9 protein-coding genes and 4 pseudogenes are annotated in these 18,276 nt (G+C 37.0%); 8 read left to right on the forward strand and 5 right to left on the reverse strand.

Annotated features, from left to right (window positions below):
• Both H5117_RS19460 and H5117_RS19465 read right to left on the reverse strand, forming a co-directional pair.
• Nucleotides 1–726: pseudogene (locus H5117_RS19460) on the reverse strand (DEAD/DEAH box helicase); the annotation flags it as partial.
• 219 nt (nucleotides 727–945) lie between these two features.
• Complete coding sequence (locus H5117_RS19465; protein WP_182738938.1) at nucleotides 946–3,834, reverse strand: TonB-dependent receptor domain-containing protein; 2,889 nt, start codon at nucleotides 3,832–3,834, stop codon at nucleotides 946–948.
• Between the two features lie 1,885 nt (nucleotides 3,835–5,719).
• Between H5117_RS19465 and H5117_RS19470 the strand changes: the two are divergent.
• Nucleotides 5,720–5,997 (forward strand): annotated as a pseudogene (locus tag H5117_RS19470) (integrase core domain-containing protein); the annotation flags it as partial.
• A 227-nt stretch (nucleotides 5,998–6,224) separates the two neighbouring features.
• On the opposite strand, the gene H5117_RS19475 reads toward H5117_RS19470, so the two are convergent.
• Nucleotides 6,225–9,068 (reverse strand): TonB-dependent receptor domain-containing protein, encoded by a 2,844-nt coding sequence (locus H5117_RS19475; RefSeq protein WP_182738939.1) that lies wholly within the window; start codon nucleotides 9,066–9,068, stop codon nucleotides 6,225–6,227.
• A 218-nt stretch (nucleotides 9,069–9,286) separates the two neighbouring features.
• On the reverse strand, nucleotides 9,287–11,629 hold the full coding sequence (locus H5117_RS19480) for a DNA polymerase II (protein WP_182738940.1): 2,343 nt from the start codon (nucleotides 11,627–11,629) through the stop codon (nucleotides 9,287–9,289).
• Nucleotides 11,630–11,822: 193 nt separating this feature from the next.
• Between H5117_RS19480 and dinG the strand changes: the two genes are divergently transcribed.
• Genes dinG through H5117_RS19510 form a run of 6 tightly spaced genes read left to right on the forward strand, consistent with a single transcriptional unit; the run spans nucleotide 11,823 to nucleotide 16,660 of the window.
• The gene (dinG, locus tag H5117_RS19485) at nucleotides 11,823–13,898 is read left to right on the forward strand and encodes an ATP-dependent DNA helicase DinG (protein WP_182738941.1); all 2,076 of its coding nucleotides are present in this window, start codon (nucleotides 11,823–11,825) and stop codon (nucleotides 13,896–13,898) included.
• Nucleotides 13,898–14,674, forward strand: coding sequence for a TSUP family transporter (locus H5117_RS19490; protein ID WP_182696019.1), 777 nt, complete (start codon nucleotides 13,898–13,900; stop codon nucleotides 14,672–14,674). The genes dinG and H5117_RS19490 overlap by 1 nt, the downstream gene beginning before the upstream one ends.
• 1 nt (nucleotide 14,675) lies before the next feature.
• Nucleotides 14,676–15,284: a primosomal replication protein gene (locus H5117_RS19495; RefSeq protein ID WP_002958255.1), complete on the forward strand. Its 609-nt coding sequence runs from the start codon at nucleotides 14,676–14,678 to the stop codon at nucleotides 15,282–15,284.
• Nucleotides 15,285–15,297: 13 nt separating this feature from the next.
• Nucleotides 15,298–16,191, forward strand: a complete 894-nt coding sequence (locus H5117_RS19500; RefSeq protein ID WP_182733828.1) for a histone deacetylase — start codon at nucleotides 15,298–15,300, stop codon at nucleotides 16,189–16,191.
• 51 nt (nucleotides 16,192–16,242) lie between these two features.
• Complete coding sequence (locus tag H5117_RS19505; RefSeq protein WP_002958257.1) at nucleotides 16,243–16,524, forward strand: late competence development ComFB family protein; 282 nt, start codon at nucleotides 16,243–16,245, stop codon at nucleotides 16,522–16,524.
• Entirely contained in the window at nucleotides 16,508–16,660 is a 153-nt protein-coding gene (locus H5117_RS19510; protein WP_182738942.1) for a DUF2496 domain-containing protein, read from the forward strand. Before H5117_RS19505 ends, H5117_RS19510 begins: the two co-directional genes overlap by 17 nt.
• 340 nt (nucleotides 16,661–17,000) lie before the next feature.
• Here the strand turns inward: H5117_RS19510 and H5117_RS19515 are convergent.
• Nucleotides 17,001–18,043: pseudogene (locus H5117_RS19515) on the reverse strand (IS481 family transposase).
• Nucleotides 18,044–18,151: 108 nt separating this feature from the next.
• On the opposite strand from H5117_RS19515, the pseudogene H5117_RS20765 reads away from it, so the two are divergent.
• Nucleotides 18,152–18,276: pseudogene (locus H5117_RS20765) on the forward strand (IS3 family transposase); the annotation flags it as partial.

Consider the following 18,276-nt stretch of genomic DNA (forward strand, 5'->3'; position numbering starts at 1 on the left):
ATTACTTGCTGTAATATAGCCTGCGTTGCGCGCTCACTGTTTTTTAAAAGCGCATTCATGTCATCAGTCGTATATTGCCCAAATGCATTGCTATCTAAGGACGAAAAATCATAATGGCTAATTGCAGCATCAACTTCGTTAGGTGGCGTTAAATTATTATGTTTTATCATATACCTGAGCGGCAATTCAAAAATACAACTTTTAAACGGACTTTCTTGAGTACCCTTAACAAAACCATGATAATGGTGCTGGTATATCCACCCCGTTCCTAACCGATAAGGTGTTGCTGTTAAACCCAATACTTTTAACTGAGGGTTATACTCTTTTAAACTGTTTATTACTTTACCGTACTGACTTTTTATCTTCATTTACTGTGGCATTCTTCAATAATAAGTAATGCTCATTTAATTTATTTAAATTACGGGAAAGCGATTGCACACTGGCAAAGGTTACTTGATGGTTTAATGACTTTTCTTTTAACCCTGCTAAAAATATACTAGCCTCAAGACCAAAGCTTTTATATTTTTATGCGTTTTGCTCCACTAATTCTTTTACATTCGCCAGCACTAAAGTTTTTTGTTTGGCGATACGGGCAAGCTCAGCAATCACTAAACTTTTACCCGCACCTGTTTGTAAAACAATAACAGCAGATTCGTTAGTTTTTCTAAAGTGCAAAACCGTGCGTTCAACCGCCTCAATCTGGTAAGGTTTAAGGGTGTAGCTCATAAAACAATTCAGCCCTCAATAGAATAGGTAATTATTTGACAAAAATCACTATCATACTCCAACATAGAAATATTATCTCGACAGCATTAAGACTTATCTAACAATACCCTGATTTTATGGGAACTATATTATTTATATATAAAAAATACCCTTAACCGGAATGGTTAAGGGTATTTTATTGTTTGCTAAAATTCTCAGCTTTCTAAATAGTAGCTAAACTTAAAACTTATAAGTAGCCTGAAGGTAGGCAAAGCGACCGATATTGTCATAAATCGCTGAGCCTGCGCCTGTACCGGTTGTTGAGCCCGGTAATCCACGGTTAAACAAGTTATCAACACCTAGCTTAAATCCAACACCACTATCAAAGTTATAAGCAACTGATGCATCAGTTATGAAGTAAGAGCCATAACGCATTTCATTTGAAGGGTTAGGGTTTGCTTCTATTTGTGTCGGATTGTATAGCTCAACGCTGTTAATAAAACGAGTGCTGAAATCTACAACAAGGTTTTCATAAGTATAATCAACAGAAATACTACCCTGCCATGTTTCATTACCTAATACACCTTCATAATCTGTGTAATTTTCAGGCTCAGCTGAGAAAGGATAATCTTTTGCTTCAATCAAATAAGTACCGATAAAACTAGTACCAAAACTACCACCTAGGGCATCAAAATCATAACCCACCTCAAAGTCAACACCCGAGTTAAGACTACGTGCAATATTAAGTGCAAAGCCCTTTAGTAACGTAATTTCACTTGTATTTGGATCACGAGTTATAAGACCACAGAATTGGTTGTCAATACCAGTTGGTGAATCTACACAACGATCGATAATTGTTTGGAAACCAATACCACTAATTGTGTCATCGATATCAATTTCCCAGTAATCGGCTGTTACGCTGAAACCCTCTAACCATTCTGGCTGGTAAACAATACCTGCGGTAATAGATCTAGACTCTTCAGGTTGCAGATCTGGATTACCACCAACTAAAGTCTCAAGCGTTGCGCTATCATAACTTGAGTCAAAGTCAGCAGGTACACCAAGCGCTGCACAGTTAGCTGCACGAACAGCTCGGCCTGCATCACTTAATTGATCAAGCTCTGAAACCTTACAGCTATCGTCAACATTTGCGAAAGACTGGCTTTGGCCAGAGAATAATTCGTCGATATTTGGCGCACGCATTGCTTCAGATACTGTAAAGCGAGCACGTAATTCAGGCGTAATAGTCCAATCTAAGCCTAATTTCCAGCTTGTAGCATCGCCTATAGTTGAGTAATCAGCATAACGTACAGCTGTGTCAAAAACTAACGTATCAATTAAAAATACATCTTCAATTAATGGTACTGATAGTTCAAAAAATGCTTCTGTTACATCGTAACCGCCATCAGTCTCACCAAGTGCATTAAAGAATGTAGCCCCTGTTTTAGCAAATGGGTCCTCAATGGTCACACTTGTTTCATCACGGTACTCAACACCGCCTGCAAAACCAACCATACCCGCAGGTAGCTCATAAATTGCAGAGTTACTAAATGTTGCATTAAATACTGTTTGCTTGATTTCTGATGTGCCTATTGATGTTGTTGTAACATAGTCAATTGCTTCTTGGCTAATTGCGCCGTCACCCATTATATTTGCCGCAACACAACCATCAGCACGCGCAGCTTCACTACGACACACGATATTACCACTGTCATCAAACACAGCATCAATTGCATTAGCATAGTTGTCGTATATTACATTGGCGCCATTAATGCGCTCTATCTCAGACTTACCATGGACTAAAGAAATATCCATAGACCAGTCATCAGTAATATAACCTTGGATACCTGCAACAAACCGTGTAGTTTCACGTGTATTTTCTTCTAAACGGCGACCAACATCGTTGTACATTTTATTTACACCGATCATTGATAACCCTTCATCATCCATCAATGCCGCAGTGTCAGCCGATAAAAATGCATTATCTCGCTGTATCATATTTGCGCCACTAAAGAAGCGGAAGAAAGGTTGGCCTATATTTTCACCTTCTGTTTTAGAATATTTAGCTTGAAAATATGCGTTTAATTCATCTGTTACGTCATAATTTGTTTTAAAGTTAAAGTTAACGCGATCAAACTTAGGTTGTATTTCTGAATATTGGCGTAAGTTAATGAAATCACAACCAGCGCTTCCACAGAATTGGCCATCATCAATAGCACCTGTATAAACATCGTTTAATGAGCTATCACCATTAAATTTACCTAAAATACCACCTGTATTTGGATTCCAAACAGTTCCTTGATTTGAAATTAAATAATAACCTGCATTTGGCACTACGATTTTATCTGGATATGCTTCACTATCGAGTTGTCCGTCAGGTCGATCTTGACCTGTAACAACATCATATGGCATAGATGCATACGATGTTGCAGTCCAAGGGTTATCTAAAGCATTTAATGAGTTTTGTGTATTATATTCTACAGAGAATGCAGCATTACCACGTCCTTCAGCAAAATCTTTACCATAAGAAAAAGTATATTTTTCATTTTGATAAGAACTATTATCAGCAAAGCCTTTCGTTGCAGATACATTAAAACCTGTAATATCTTTCTTTAGTATAAAGTTAACAACACCTGTAACAGCATCTGCGCCATATACAGCAGACGCACCACCAGTAATAATCTCAACTTTTTCAATCCAAGAGCTTGGAATGGTATTCGTATCAACCGAAGATGTTCCTGGAGCACTAGAAACATGACGTTTACCGTCAACAAGTACTAATGTACGTTCACTCCCCATACCGCGTAAGTCTAGTAAACTAATACCCGCTGTGCCGATAAAACGGCCAGAGTTTGCAAGTGAATAAGTAGTAGCTAAGGCTGGCAGTTTATTTAATACTTCACCGATATTCATCGCACCAGTGCTAACCAAATCATCCCCTGTAATTACGGTCACTGGTGATGGTGAAATTGCACCTTCACGTAATATACGTGAGCCTGTAACTTCAATTCTTTCTACTTTTTCTGCATTTTCTTCTGCAGCAAATGAGCTTGCTGAGAAGGCAGCTGTTGATGCTGTACCAAAAGCAATCGCTAAGCGAACTGCCTTTGAAATTTTATTGTTTAACATTTGATTCTCCCTAGAATACTATTTTATTATTTATGCTTAATTTTTAAAATTAATGCGCAATAAAGCCACTTAATAAGACTAAAAATGCCTATATGAAGGCACAGTAGGACTTTATTGTGTGACGGATGATAGTACTAGAGAAACAAAGAGGTCAACACATTATTAACTTTAAACCAGCAAAAATAACAAATGTATCTTTCACCACTACATTAAAATCAACAGTAAGGAGCTGATTTTATTGAAAAAGTAATATGTGTATATTTAAAGCTTATATCACCTTAAAATAAAATACTTTAATAACAATAACTTGAGTGTTTGTAAAGATTTGTAACAAAGCATCATTAAAATATATAAAAACATTCATATTTAGTAGACTTATCTAAAGCTGCAGGTTTAAAAAAGTGTCTCTTTTATTTAAGGTGAAATAAAAAATAACCTTACTATCAATTAGATAACCTCACTTTTATACCTTAACAATAAGATGTATATGACTTATAGTATGCTTGTAAAATTTATTATAGGAATGGACCCAATTAATGTGTAAACATACATAATTACTTACTCCTTCCTTATTTTGCAATCTGAGTTGTAAATTTTATGTTTTCTAACTTAGATATGTGGAAAAACCTTTTGAAGTAATCACTTAAATTTTATCCTGATCTTTTTAGGATAGGCAGATTATAACCAAGCTACCTGTGTAGCTTTTATGTAAATACCTACTACTGCCTGCATTTAATTTGTTTGAAAAATTCAGTTTAGAACTATTGGTACACATGTCAGATTATAAGTTTGGTTATATTATTTTGTAATTTGGCCTACATCGTGTTTAACCTGATTTATTGAGCTAGCCAGCTGCAAATCATAAATAAACTTTCTTTGATATGTCGTAAAAATGTTCATTATCATTTTTATACTCGAAAAGAGCATCGACTGATGAGTGTTTGTTTAATGAGAGGAAATTATGAACTCAATTGTGAAGGTAGTGCTTGAACATTTGGTTATTAACTGGCCAATATTATTCCTTAATACTTGTTCTAATAATATTGAAACCATCTCTTTATTTACTAATTTGGTAACATTCATCTGAGTATCACATTAACCGGTAAATCAAAGTTAAAACATCCAAAATTATCAGATAAGCTACATGTATTTGATACGGCCTTAACTGTTAATATTGAATGTACTTAAGAAGAGTTACTCCCTATTAAGTGTAATGCGGGATACCCTCTATATTCATATTTACAGATACTTTTGCCGGGAGCCTCTACAATGATTATCGCTAGAAATAGAACAACTAAAGTTTATAATTACTCAGAATAAATAAGCTATAAATTATAAATTATAAATTATAAATCACGACAAACACTTAAAACACTTATTACAATTAAAATCAACCACTTAACTAAACCAAGAGATAAATTATATATAATAACTTTGTAAAACATACGTTATTGAAATACGATAAAACACCAACTAAATACAAAGTTACCACGTTAACAAGGTTTGGCAGATAGTCGAAAATCAATGAAATAATGTAGCCTGGAGGAGGGGTAAGTTTAATAGCAAATAGTTTACTTAATATAGATAACCTGTCCGTATTATTATTAGTACTAACACATCAAGATTTCAAAAATAAGTTAAAATATTGCAATTAAACTTAGTAGTAAAATTAGTTCCTATCTTGGTAAATATTTCCTCTTTTGTTAATTTCTCTCATTGCCTCTTGATTTTTTTTGCGTCTTTCTTCTGCCAACTCTTTTGACATGCATGTACGCTTTTTAATATTACTACCTGTCACCGCTATTTTTTCGCATACCATATTTTCATTACTGCTTAGAGAGTCTTCACTCAGTGAACTACAACCAGATAGAAATAGTAAATTTGAAATGATTATCAGCTCTATTTAGCTATCAACGATATCGACCATACGAAAACTAAAGCCATATCACCGCAGACGAACGGTATCTGCGAACGCTTCCATAAAACGATATTGCAAGAGTTTTATCAGGTAACATTCCGTAAAAAACTATATAGTTCACTGGATGAATTACAGAAGGATCTAGACGAATGGATGGTTTACTAAAATAATGACTGAACTCATCAGGGGAAAATGTGCTGTGTAGAACAACATTAGAAAAATTATTAGACGGAAAATCGATTTAGGCTGAGAAAAGTTTAGCTCAAATCTAAACTGACAGTCACCGATTAATAAACGGGTAACTGTCAGATCGAGTCTGATCTAGTACATTTAATAACTGGCGAGTATCTCATTTAGAGCAAATTCGATGGGTGATTGATTTCTTATTAATCACACTAATACAGTTAATAGCTTTAAATTAAAAAACCCATAGTGAAATTCACTATGGGTTTTATTTAGCTGTAACTTAAAGTTAGAACTTCAGATTAAAGCTTACATGAACAAAGCGACCTAGCGTGTCATAAAAACCTGCAACTGTGTTTGCATTAGAAGATACAGTATTACCAACTAACGGTGGCTCTTTATCGAAGATATTATTCATACCGCCAGTAAAGGTTAAGTGCTCGTTGTATGAGTAGCTGCCAGAAACATCAATAAAGTTATATGCTTCAATACCACCATCATCAATTAACAACGTATCTGCAGTTCCTTCATAGTCTACAGTACCGTAGTAACGCCATTTAACACCTACACGCCAATCATCACGTAAGTAATTTACATTAGCTGTGTGACGCCATTTTGGAGATGCGAAACAGTCAGTACTAATAGTTCCTGAACAGTCATAAGCTAAATCCGCATCACCTAAAATAGGTTCAACTTCTTTTTGAATGCTGTAGTAACCATTAATATCAAAGTTTAATGCGCCTTCTTCTAAATCCATTTTGTAAGCTGCTGTAAAGTCAACACCTTCCCATGTTTGGCCGCCAATGTTATCGCTCAAGTTTGTAACAAAACCAGCTTGACCTAACCATAAGCTACCAGATGGGCTACGAGTAACATTGTCACAGAAGAAGGCATCGCCTGTTTCAGCACAGTTATTGATAATTCTTTCTGCACCTACAACACCAATTACTTTTTCAATTTCAATCTTGAAGTAATCAATTGAGAAGTTAAATCCATCTAATGGATTTGCAACTAAACCGATAGTAATTGTATCGCCTTCTTCTGGTTCTAGTAACTGATTACCACCCGCGAACTGGTTATACTGACCCGCTGGAGACTCACCAATACCGCCGTATTGTGAAGCACTTACGCCTGTATTAGCACATTGACTTTGTGAGAATACAGGGGTATCGCCTGAACACGAATCCGCACCACTCCATAAGCTAATACTTTGTGCAGAGAATAACTCACCAACATTTGGTGCACGCACAACTTTTGCATAACTTGCTCTTAATTTGTATGCATCTGCAATCGTGTAATCTGTACCAATTGAGTATGTAGTATCTGAACCTGTTGTTGAATAATCAGACCAGCGAGCAGCGGCTGATACATTTAACTCGTCAAGTACAGGAATTTGCAATTCACCATAAACTTCATTTACATCAATAGCACCGTACAAACTTGGAGATGGACCACCTTGACCTAACAGTTGACCTTCTTCGTATACCGTATCTGAAACACGTTCGTAATCTTGCTCACGACGTTCAAAACCGAATACTGCAGCGATAGGAGCTGATGCAGAAGGTAGGCTCCAATCAAATTCACCGGTAACGTAACCACTGTAAATAATCTGTGTTACTAAACCGGTTTGTGTTCCAACACCAGCTAATTGTGCAGCTTGCTCTGCGGTAACACCATCTAATTCAAATACGTTATATAACAAACAACCATCTTCAGTATCACACTCTGTACCTACAGCGCCAACGCGTGGAGCAATTTTTGGCGAAAGTAAGTCATTTTTATAAACTGAGCTTGACGTTGTTGCAGAGTAGTTATAGCTAATATCGTAAGACCAGCTATCGTTAATCTCACCTTCCATACCTGTCAATATTCTGTATGACGTATGCTCAAGGTTATCCTCTCGCGGACCACCTTCAACGTTACGTTTACCAATGTATGCAACGAATTGATCATCGCTGCCTTGGCCAAATAACGTTTGTAGTTGTTCTTTTTGAAGATCAGATAATAACGGGTTGTTATAATCGAATAGAATTTCTTCGTTATAAAAAGTACCAGATTCAGCGATTTGGCCTGCTGTTCTGTTGTGCATAAATGAAAATTCTAAATATGGTCTAAAGTGTTCATTTATTTCATAATCAATAAATGTACCAAACGTAAAGCGCTCATTTGGACGTAAAAAATGGTTTACCGGTGCAAAGTTATAACGGTAGCCATCATCTTCCATAAAACCTTGGCCATTTGGGTTCAAATAACCAAAAAGATTCTGATCGTAATCAACTTCACCGTCTACAACCGGGTAAATATCAAAATGAGGATTTGGAGTAGTAGCAGAACCACTACATGACTGGCCATTGCCACCTAAAGCACACGATGAATAGTCTCGAGTACCTTGTACTAATTCGTTTTGACGGTTATAAGTAACATAACCTACGGCATGACCTTTACCACCATCAAATCCACCACCAACAGTAAAATCGATGCTATAAGCTTTACCATCGATTCCAGTATTACCTGTATCGTAGTCATAACCTTTGTCATCCATCAAACCTTGCATGTACTTGTTATCGTTGTTGTGCTGAAAGCCTGATGAGCCCACATTTAGTGAAATACCATCAAACTCATCATCCATAACAAAGTTAACAACACCAGCAACGGCATCTGCACCGTATACTGCAGCTGCGCCACCTGTTAGTACATCAACGCGTTTGATTAAAGAGGCTGGAATTTGGTTAATGTCAGCAACTTGAGAGGTAATACTACCAGCCTGCATTCTGCGACCATTTATTAACACTAGAGTTCTGTTTGAGCCTAAACCACGTAAATCAACAGTTGCAGTACCTGTTGCGCCATTAGCTAAGAATGAGCTTTGAGCGGCTTCTATTTGTGGAAGTTGGTTTAAAACATCTTCAACACGAGTAAAACCACTTAGCTTGATTTCTTCTGCAGTCATTACTGTTACAGGGCTAGATGTTTCTAAGTCAGTTCTTTTAATTCTAGAACCGGTGACTTGAATACGTTCTACTTTTTCGATTTCATCTTCAGCTGCAAAAGAGCTTGCTGAAAAAGCAGCTGTTGAGGCTGCGCTAAAAGCAAGTGCGATACGCACCGCTTTAGCTACTTGATTATTTAACATTTGATTCTCCCTGGTGTCACTACTTAATAGTAGCAATCATTATTTATTTTATTGTTACAGATTTTTAACAGTAACTAAGGCAAATAATAAACAAAAAACATTAAAAAGCCAACAAAAGTTAACAGGATTTTGCAGAAAAGAATAAATAACGCAATAAAAAGGAAGTTTAAGAAGATTTAGAAGATAAAAACACCACAGTGTTGCTATTTTGGGTATTATTAAAAAAGCTCATCCTGATAATTTAACCCAAAATAAACATTGTAGTTCGAAATAAGATCGACCATTTCAATTAGCGGTACAATCTGCTTTTCTAAATAAGTTGCATAGTCATAGCTATGAAAGCCTTGATACAGCTCAACTCCGCTTGTGGTGTAAACGAATGTAACAAATTCACCTCTATTAACTGTAAATTCACTATTTTTTTTCTGGTGTTTTTTAACTGCTTGAACATGGGGGGGGATATTTTTCTTATAATCGATTAAGTTTTGACCTAGTCTCTTCTTAAAAACGAGTAAATGATCAAAATCACCTTGGTATAACTTTGTTGTATAGTCTTTAACAAGGTCATTTATGCTCAATTTTCCATCAAAAAGACTAGTAAATAGTTCGAACTGGAACTGTTGAGCAAGTTTAGTCCAATCACTTCTTACTGTTTCTAATCCTTTAAATACTAGTTTTGATTCGTTTGGTTTAATTAATTTACCGACATAGCGCTTTTTAGAGCCAACTAGCTTCCCCCTTATGGTTGGCAAAAAGAAAGGGCTATAAAGAGATTCAAATTCTATTTCTAAATGACTTGTTAAGTTATGCGTTTGTTTAATCTCGTTAATCCAATCTGTAGTTATCTTTTTAGCTAAAAACACGCCAATCTCATTACACTCGTCGTGAGTTAAATCATCGTCCAGCTTAATAAATGTAGAATCGGTATCACCATAAATAACGCTATAGCCAAGCTCTTCTATCCATTTTTTAGTTTGTAGCATTATTTCGTGCCCTCTTAATGTAATAGAGCTAGATAACCTGGGATCGTAAAACCTGCATCCTTTTGAGCCTAAAACACCATATAAGCTATTCATTATTATTTTAATTGCTTGAGAAAGCATTTGATCTTGATTGTCTTTGGCGAGCTGTCTTTGTGAGGCTAAGCTTTTAATTAATAAAGGTAAGTGATGTTTATCGCGCGAGAATAGGGCTTCATTAAAACCCTGCACACTATGGTTTGGATTTTTTAAACCTTCTATCAGTCCGAGTGGATCAATGTAGAAAGTTTGCATAATACTGGGGTACAAGCTTTTAAAATCTAAAACAATGACATTTTTATAAAGCCCAGGAATAGACTCCATTACATAACCACCAGGGCTTTCAAATGTAAGCCCATGATCGCCCATATTAGGAGCAACATAACCGCTGCGATGCAGCATTGGTAAATACATATTGATAAAAGCAGCGACAGAGCCGCCCTTTTTTTCAAGCTCTAGCCCTGTGAGCTTTGTTCTTATAATAGAAAAGTCGAGTAGCTTTAATTTATCAAAAATTTTATTTACCAAAATACAATCTTGTCGATTATATTTTGCTAAAGAAAGCTTATCTTCATTAAATTGCCTAATAATTTCCTGCAGACTATTAGCCGTGTCGATTAATTTGGACTCACCCAACACTTGATTTGAAACATTAGCTAGAGAAAAACTCTCAAAGCTATATGTACCATTTTTTAAAGTGTCTATTCCATCAACCACACATCGCCCAGGGATCGATACTCGAGTAAAGTGTCCTTTGCGAACATATAAAGGTTGATCTCCCCTACCCAGTAATAACTTAATTCCTAGTGCTTCAGCTCTTTCATGAATAACCGAAAAATCGAACTCAATTACATTCCAGCCAATTATGACATCAGGATCGCTAAGCTTAATAAAATGCTCTATCCCCCTTAACAGCTCAGCCTCATCTACACACCAAATAACATCAAACCCTAAGTTTTCAGTTTCCCTATCTGGCTCGCCAATCATTAAAACACAGTCTAAATTGCAGCCCACAAGTCCAACAGAAAACAAAACGCCACTTTCGTTACATTCAATGTCTAACGAGAGCTTATTAAGAGCTGGGGAATACTCATCATTTGCTTTTAATTTTGCCTCTGTTACTAATGTATAACCATTTTGATAAAAAACATTACCCGTTATCCAAGCTCCTCCTTTTATAAAGCGCTCCATTAAATAACGCTCTATTGGTCGAATGTCTTCTTCAAATAATACAACTCCACGTTGCTTTAAAGCTTTAGCAGCAGAATAAAAATGTTTTAGTGATTTGAAGTAACAGGCCGACATATCTTCTTGCTGAAAGTTTTTTAACTCAAGACTTTTAATATTAAAGATAAGTGATTCAGCGGCTAATATTTCATTCACTATTTCAGCATCTTTGCTTTTAATAAAAAACAGCGCATTCTCGTTAGCTGATACTGTTTTTATAGGCCCTTTATCATTGCAAAACCACGCTTCGTAGCATATGCCGCTTGCAGTATCATACGCATGAGAAGAAACAATAAAACCGTCTGTTAAGTACACTATTACTAAACCTTATACATATATATGTAAGTTTTTACTTAATTCAAAATGCTTTAAAGCCATACATCCAACCTAAATAAACACTCAGATACTTTATTTGCTAAATTAATCTCATCACTTCTTGTAGTTACACTCTTATAACTCTAAAATCCATAGCACTGTAATTATATACATACTTTAGGTAAATCATCCCATGCTTTCTGACTCACTAAAAAAAACAATTAGGCAAGTACACCAGCATGTGGCTAGTAACCTAAAAGATTATCGCCCTCGTAGCAGTCAAAATTATCTTGTAGCCGAAATAGCAAAAACACTTGCTGGCGAATACCATAAAAAGCAGCGCATTTGCGTAATTGAAGCAGGCACCGGTACCGGTAAGTCTCTTGCCTATTGTTTAGGCGCGTTGCCTCTTGCCTTAGCGCAAAAAAAGAAGCTAGTTATTTCTACCGCGACCGTTGCACTGCAAGAACAATTAATAGCAAAAGAGCTCCCATTTTTTAAAAAGCATTCAGGCCTCGACTTTAAATTTGATTTGGTAAAAGGTCGCCATCGTTATATTTGCGCTCACAAATTACATAATGCTGTAAACGGCGATAGCCAAACACAAATGGACTTTATGCCAACGCTTACTTCACCATTGAGCGCAATGGAAACCAAGTGTTTGAATGAGCTATATAACGCCTATGTGAATAAAAAATGGCAAGGCGATAGAGACAGTTGGGCCGATACTGTACCCGACAGAGTATGGAATTTAATAGCGTGCGATAAACATTCATGCCAACGCCAAATGAAGGCCCATCAAACGTGTCCGTTTCAGCTTGCTCGTAATCAATTAATGCAAATGGATGTACTGGTAATTAATCACTCTTTATTACTTGCTGATTTAGACTTAGGCGGCGGTAAAATTTTACCCGAGCCCGACAACACCATTTATGTAATTGATGAAGCGCATCATTTAGCACATATAACACGCGATTTTTCATCAGCTGCAGCAACAATTAAAGGCACGATAGAGTGGCTTGATAAGCTCACCAAGTTTAGCGGGAAAATGGCGAAGGTTTTAGTGGGGCAAAGAGCTATTGGGCAAAACTTTAAACTTTGCGACAGTATTAATGACGCGAATAAAGATTTAAAAGTAGTTCGCGATATTCTTGATAATGCCGACTTTGAATATTCAAAAGACGATACCTACCGCTTTGAGCACGGTGAAATCCCAGAAACGCTGCACAGTAAAGCAAAAGACATAAGCGAAGCCACGCAAGATGCGCTGCGCTGTTTAAACAAAATGCACGACACCCTTACCCAAGATGTAAGCGACGGCGACATAAAACCTTACGTTGCCGACCCAATACTAGGCGAAAGCGGTCAATACATAAACCGCTTAGAGCAACTAAACAAACTATGGTTTAGTTACGCAAAAAAAGGCGAAGGTGCTCCCCATGCACGGTGGATAAAACGTCTTGAATATAAAAGCCATCACGACCACTTATTAAGCGACTGCCCTATCGAGGTCGGTTATTACCTAAAAGATAAATTGTGGCGAGAATGCGCGGGCGCTGTTTTGTGCTCTGCGACATTAAGTGCACTGGGCTCGTTTGATCACTTTGCTTACGAAACAGGACTTGCTAAAGAAGAAGGCGTTAAATTTATTAAAGTACCTTCTCCTTTTGATTACCCAAAACAAGCCACTTTACGTATTCCGGTATCTAAAGTAGAACCTACCGATAAAGACTTTAGTGATCACCTAGCTAAAACTTTACCAGAGTACCTAAATGATAAAAAAGCGAACCTTGTACTATTCGCTTCTTACTGGCAAATGGACCACGTAACAAAGTTTCTTAGAACAAAAGGTTTTAACTTATTAGTACAAGGTGAGATGTCGCGAGAAGCATTGCTTAAATTACACACTAAAAATGTAGACGAAGGCAAAGGCAGTATTTTATTTGGAACCCAGAGCCTTTCGGAAGGTCTTGATTTACCAGGTAAATATTTAGAGAACCTAATAATTACTAAAATTCCGTTTGCTGTACCTACTTCGCCAATAGAAGAAGCGCAAGCAGAATTTGTACAAAGCAAAGGTGGTAACCCGTTTTTAACGATTACCGTGCCAGATGCCGCAAAGAAATTGGTACAAAGCTGTGGTAGACTGCTGCGAAAAGAGAGTGATGAAGGCTGTATTACTATTCTCGATAGACGCTTAGTTACTAAGCGATACGGTAAAGCCATGCTCGACACCCTACCACCTTTTAAAAGACAAATAGATTATTAATGTTTGAACTCGCACTCGATCCAACAACCTGGGCTGTTTTATGTGCTGTTGCACTTGCCGCAGGTTTTATAGACGCTATCGCCGGTGGCGGTGGCATGTTAACTGTACCCGCTTTATTAACTGCTGGCTTACCTCCACATTTAACATTAGGCACCAATAAATTAGCGGCTAGCTTTGGCTCGTTAACGGCAAGCTATACATACTATAAAAAGAACTTATTTAGTCCTAAGTTTTGGGCAGCCTCCATTATTGCAACCGCAATAGGTGCATTGATAGGTACTATTATTGTTGATCATTTAAGTATCGATTTTTTAAACAAACTACTCCCTATTATTATTATTTTAGTTGCTGGCTATAGCTTATTTGGTAATTTAAGCACCACCGAAGGCGATGAACTTCCTAAACTAAACAAAGCGATGAAAATAAAACAATGGCTACAAGGTTTAGCATTAGGCTTTTTTGATGGTTTAGCAGGCCCAGGTACGGGTACATTTTGGACTGCTTCTAATGGCATGCTTTACAAAATGAACCTGCTACTCAACTGTGGTTTAGCGCGTTCAATGAATTTTGTGTCTAACTTTATATCTTTAATTACCTTTGTTGCACTCGGCCATGTAAACTTTTTACTTGGCATAACAATGGGCTTTTTTATTATGCTAGGCGCATGGTTTGGGGCGCATTCAGCAATACGTTTTGGTAGCAAATTTATTCGCCCAGTATTTAATACTATGGTTATACTTTTAGCATTAAAACTAATTTACGAGGCTTACTTTTAATATGCATTCAATGGCTTTAGATAAACTACGCCAACAAGTTGCAACGCTAAAACAACAAGCTGAGCAATTTGATAAAGCTAAACTTTTTTCTAAAAATCGTTACATGCAAGCGCAACCTAGCTTGTTTGACCGCGCAGTTTTTAGTACCAAAAGCATGAACCTAGTCGATTACGTAATAGAAATAGAAGACGAAGTTTCAAGGTTACCGCCAAGCGAGCATCGCCATGCTTATACCTACGCGCTTGAACGTATTGCAGCTCAAATACAAGCTGTATTCAATGTTATTAAATCTACCCCTATTTGGGTTAAAGAAAACAAAAGCCATTATAAACCACGCCCTAAGCAAACCGTTTATAAGCAAGCTGTGCAAAAAATAATGCAATCATCCCATGAGCTTTACGACGAATTAAAACAAAACCATGAGTTTGAACGCCGTTTAGTGCTCATGATTGAAGAGCGAAAAATGCAAATGGATAAAGCCTCGCCTGCTAAAGCACAAAAGCTTAACCTTGAAATATTAAGCACACACGCTCGATTAGGCCGCTGCAGAAAAGCAATTTCTGCCACCGAAGATAAAATTCAACAAGTAGAAAAACAGCAGCTGCGTTAAGGCGCACTTTACTATGCAGCTTTATTATCATCCATTGTATTCAGACCTTATACTCCCAGAACGTCATCGATTCCCTATTCAAAAGTATAAGTTACTCAAAACCGAAATAGAAAACCTAGGTGTTTCGGCTATTCACTTTCAAGAGCCTAAAAAAGCAACCAAATCTCAACTTTCGCTATGTCATAGCCAACGTTATATAGATGACTTTTTAAATGGGACTCTTAGCAATAAAGCCATAAAAAAAATGGGCTTCCCTTATTCAAATGAATTGGTAGAGCGCACATTACTATCAGTTGGTGCAAGCATCCAAAGTAGTGAACACGCGCTAAAACATGGTTTTTCGGCTAATTTAAGTGGTGGCTATCATCATGCATACAGTGATTACGGTAGCGGTTTTTGTATTTTTAACGATCTAGCTATTGCAGCAGCACATTTAATAAATACAGAGCAAGTCGACACTGTTTTAATTTTTGATTGCGACGTACACCAAGGCGATGGCACAGCACAAATCACTCAAAATCATGACCAAATTATTACCTGCTCAATTCATTGTGAACAAAATTTTCCTCGTAATAAGCAAGAGTCCACCTACGATTTTGCATTGCCCGCTAAAACAACCGACGCTGAGTACCTTGCTACATTAGAGCAAGCACTCGATTTTTGCGTGCGTATTCATAACCCCGATATTATTTTGTATAATGCAGGTGCTGATATTTACACAAAAGACGAGTTAGGCTTGTTTGATGTATCGCTTAATGGCGTATATAAACGCGACTTTTTTACTCTCAACTTTTGTAAGCAACACCAAATCCCACTAATGTGCGGCCTAGGCGGAGGTTATCAGCGTAATTTGAGTTCACTAATTAATGTTCATAAACAACTATTTAAAGCCGCTATCGATTTATAGCAAGCCATAGTATAGACTCAGTTAAACGGATTATTTTAAAGCGGTGGGAATATGCGATTACACGAAGACATACACAACTATTACGAAAAGATTGTAGTCGAGGAAGTTATCAAACTTAAACTTGATGAAAAATATGATGAAGATGTAATGGCTGACTTTTGTTGTACGGTACTAAATCAGCTCCCGCCACGATATATTCGCTACGATGTAGATATGGCGTTTTATTTACCGCAATCAGAACGCATACATATGGAACAACGTGTACAAACAGCAATAAATGTCGCCATTAGCCAAATATCAAAAAAGAAAGAGTTAAATGACAAGTCCACTTGATCAAGCCCCTACACATATGAAACTTGCAGTAGATTTAATTATAATACTAGAGCAACACGATGTTGCTCCAGAAGAAGTACTTAAAGCACTTGAAATAGTTAAAAGCGACTTTGAAAAGAAGCTAGAAAAGTCATAACTCTATTCTATTATTTGTATGTCGTGCTCGGTAACGCTACCTTCGTGCTTAGTGCAATCAATTTTCTTGAATAAATCTTAACTTGATCTGTCAGATTCGAATAATAGAACTCAATCGAATCTGACAGTTGTATATGTGTTGACTCAAAGTCGCTGTGTTTATTTTGGGAAAGATCAGAAGCTATCTACATAAAACACCATATAACATATGTATATGGTGTTATAAGGGGACAAAAAGTCCACTGAGTAAAGCTGTTTGAAACACTTAAAACTACCAAATCAGGTGTACTAGCTCAGACTTGATCTGACAGTTACCCGTTTTTTAATCGGTGACTGTCAGTCTAGATTTGAGCTAAATTTTTCTCAGCCCAAATCAATTTTCCATCTAATAAAGTTTCTAATGGCGTTCTGCCACAGCATATTTTTCCTTGATGAGTTCGGTCATTATTGTAATAAATCATCCATTCGTCCAGATCCTTTTGCAATTCCTCTAATGAGCTATATAGCTTTTTACGGAATGTAACTTGATAGAATTCATTGAGTATCGTTTTATGGAAGCGTTCGCAGATACCATTTGTTTGCGGTGACATAGCTTTGGTTTTTGTATGATCGATATCATTAATAGCCAGATATAACTGGTAATCATGATGTTCGACTTTGCCACAATATTCAGTGCCTCTATCGGTTAGAATACGTAGCATAGGAAGCTCGTACTGTTCGAAGTACGGCAGTACTTTGTCGTTGAGTAGTCAGCCGCAGTAATTGGCGTTTTCGTGGTGTAGAGCTTAGCGAACGCTACTTTGCTGTATGTATCAACGAAGGTTTATTGGTAGATACGCCCAACGCCTTTGAGATTACCGACGTAAAATGTATCTTGAGAGCCTAGATAACCTGGGTGAGCCGTTTCAATTTCACCACACGCTTCGTCATCATGTTTTTTCTTTTCAAGCGCAGCTACTTGAGCGTCGGTGAGAATAATACCTTCGTTAGCCACTTTATTTTCTAGCGCCTTGAGACGCTTTTTAAAGTTCTCTAGGTCATGACGTAGCCATATTGAACGAACACCGCTGCCAGAAGAAACGAATACGCCTTGTTTTCTGAGTTCATTACTCGTTCGGTGTTGGCCGTGAGCTGGATAATCGACAGCGTATTTAATAACGGCTTGTTCAGTTGCTTCATCAACTCTATTTTTTAAGTTTGGCGCCCTACGACTTTTATCAATTAACGCATCAAGTCCACCGTCTTCGATTAATTCTTGATAACGATAAAATGTATCACGGGATACTCCCATCACTTTGCAGGCTCTTGATACGTTGCCAAGTTCTTCTGCAAGATTAAGTAAACCCGCTTTGTGTTTAATAATTGGTTTGTTAGTATGTACCATGAGAGTTACCTCTTATATGTTTTGATTTAAAGATTCGACACCTTTTATCAAAACGGGTAACTCTCACTTTTGCAAGTTGATGTGTCAGATCTTGTCTGAACTAATACAGCTAAATATAGCGTTAGTGATTATATCAACGGATATTACAACAACGTTAGGCCGCATCATTATAATGCCGGTTTAGCGCCAAATGAATCTGAGGTTAGATATCAAGATTCTAAAACTGTGGCCAA

Source organism: Pseudoalteromonas sp. SG45-1, assembly GCF_014164135.1.
Taxonomy (GTDB): Bacteria; Pseudomonadota; Gammaproteobacteria; order Enterobacterales; family Alteromonadaceae; genus Pseudoalteromonas; species Pseudoalteromonas distincta.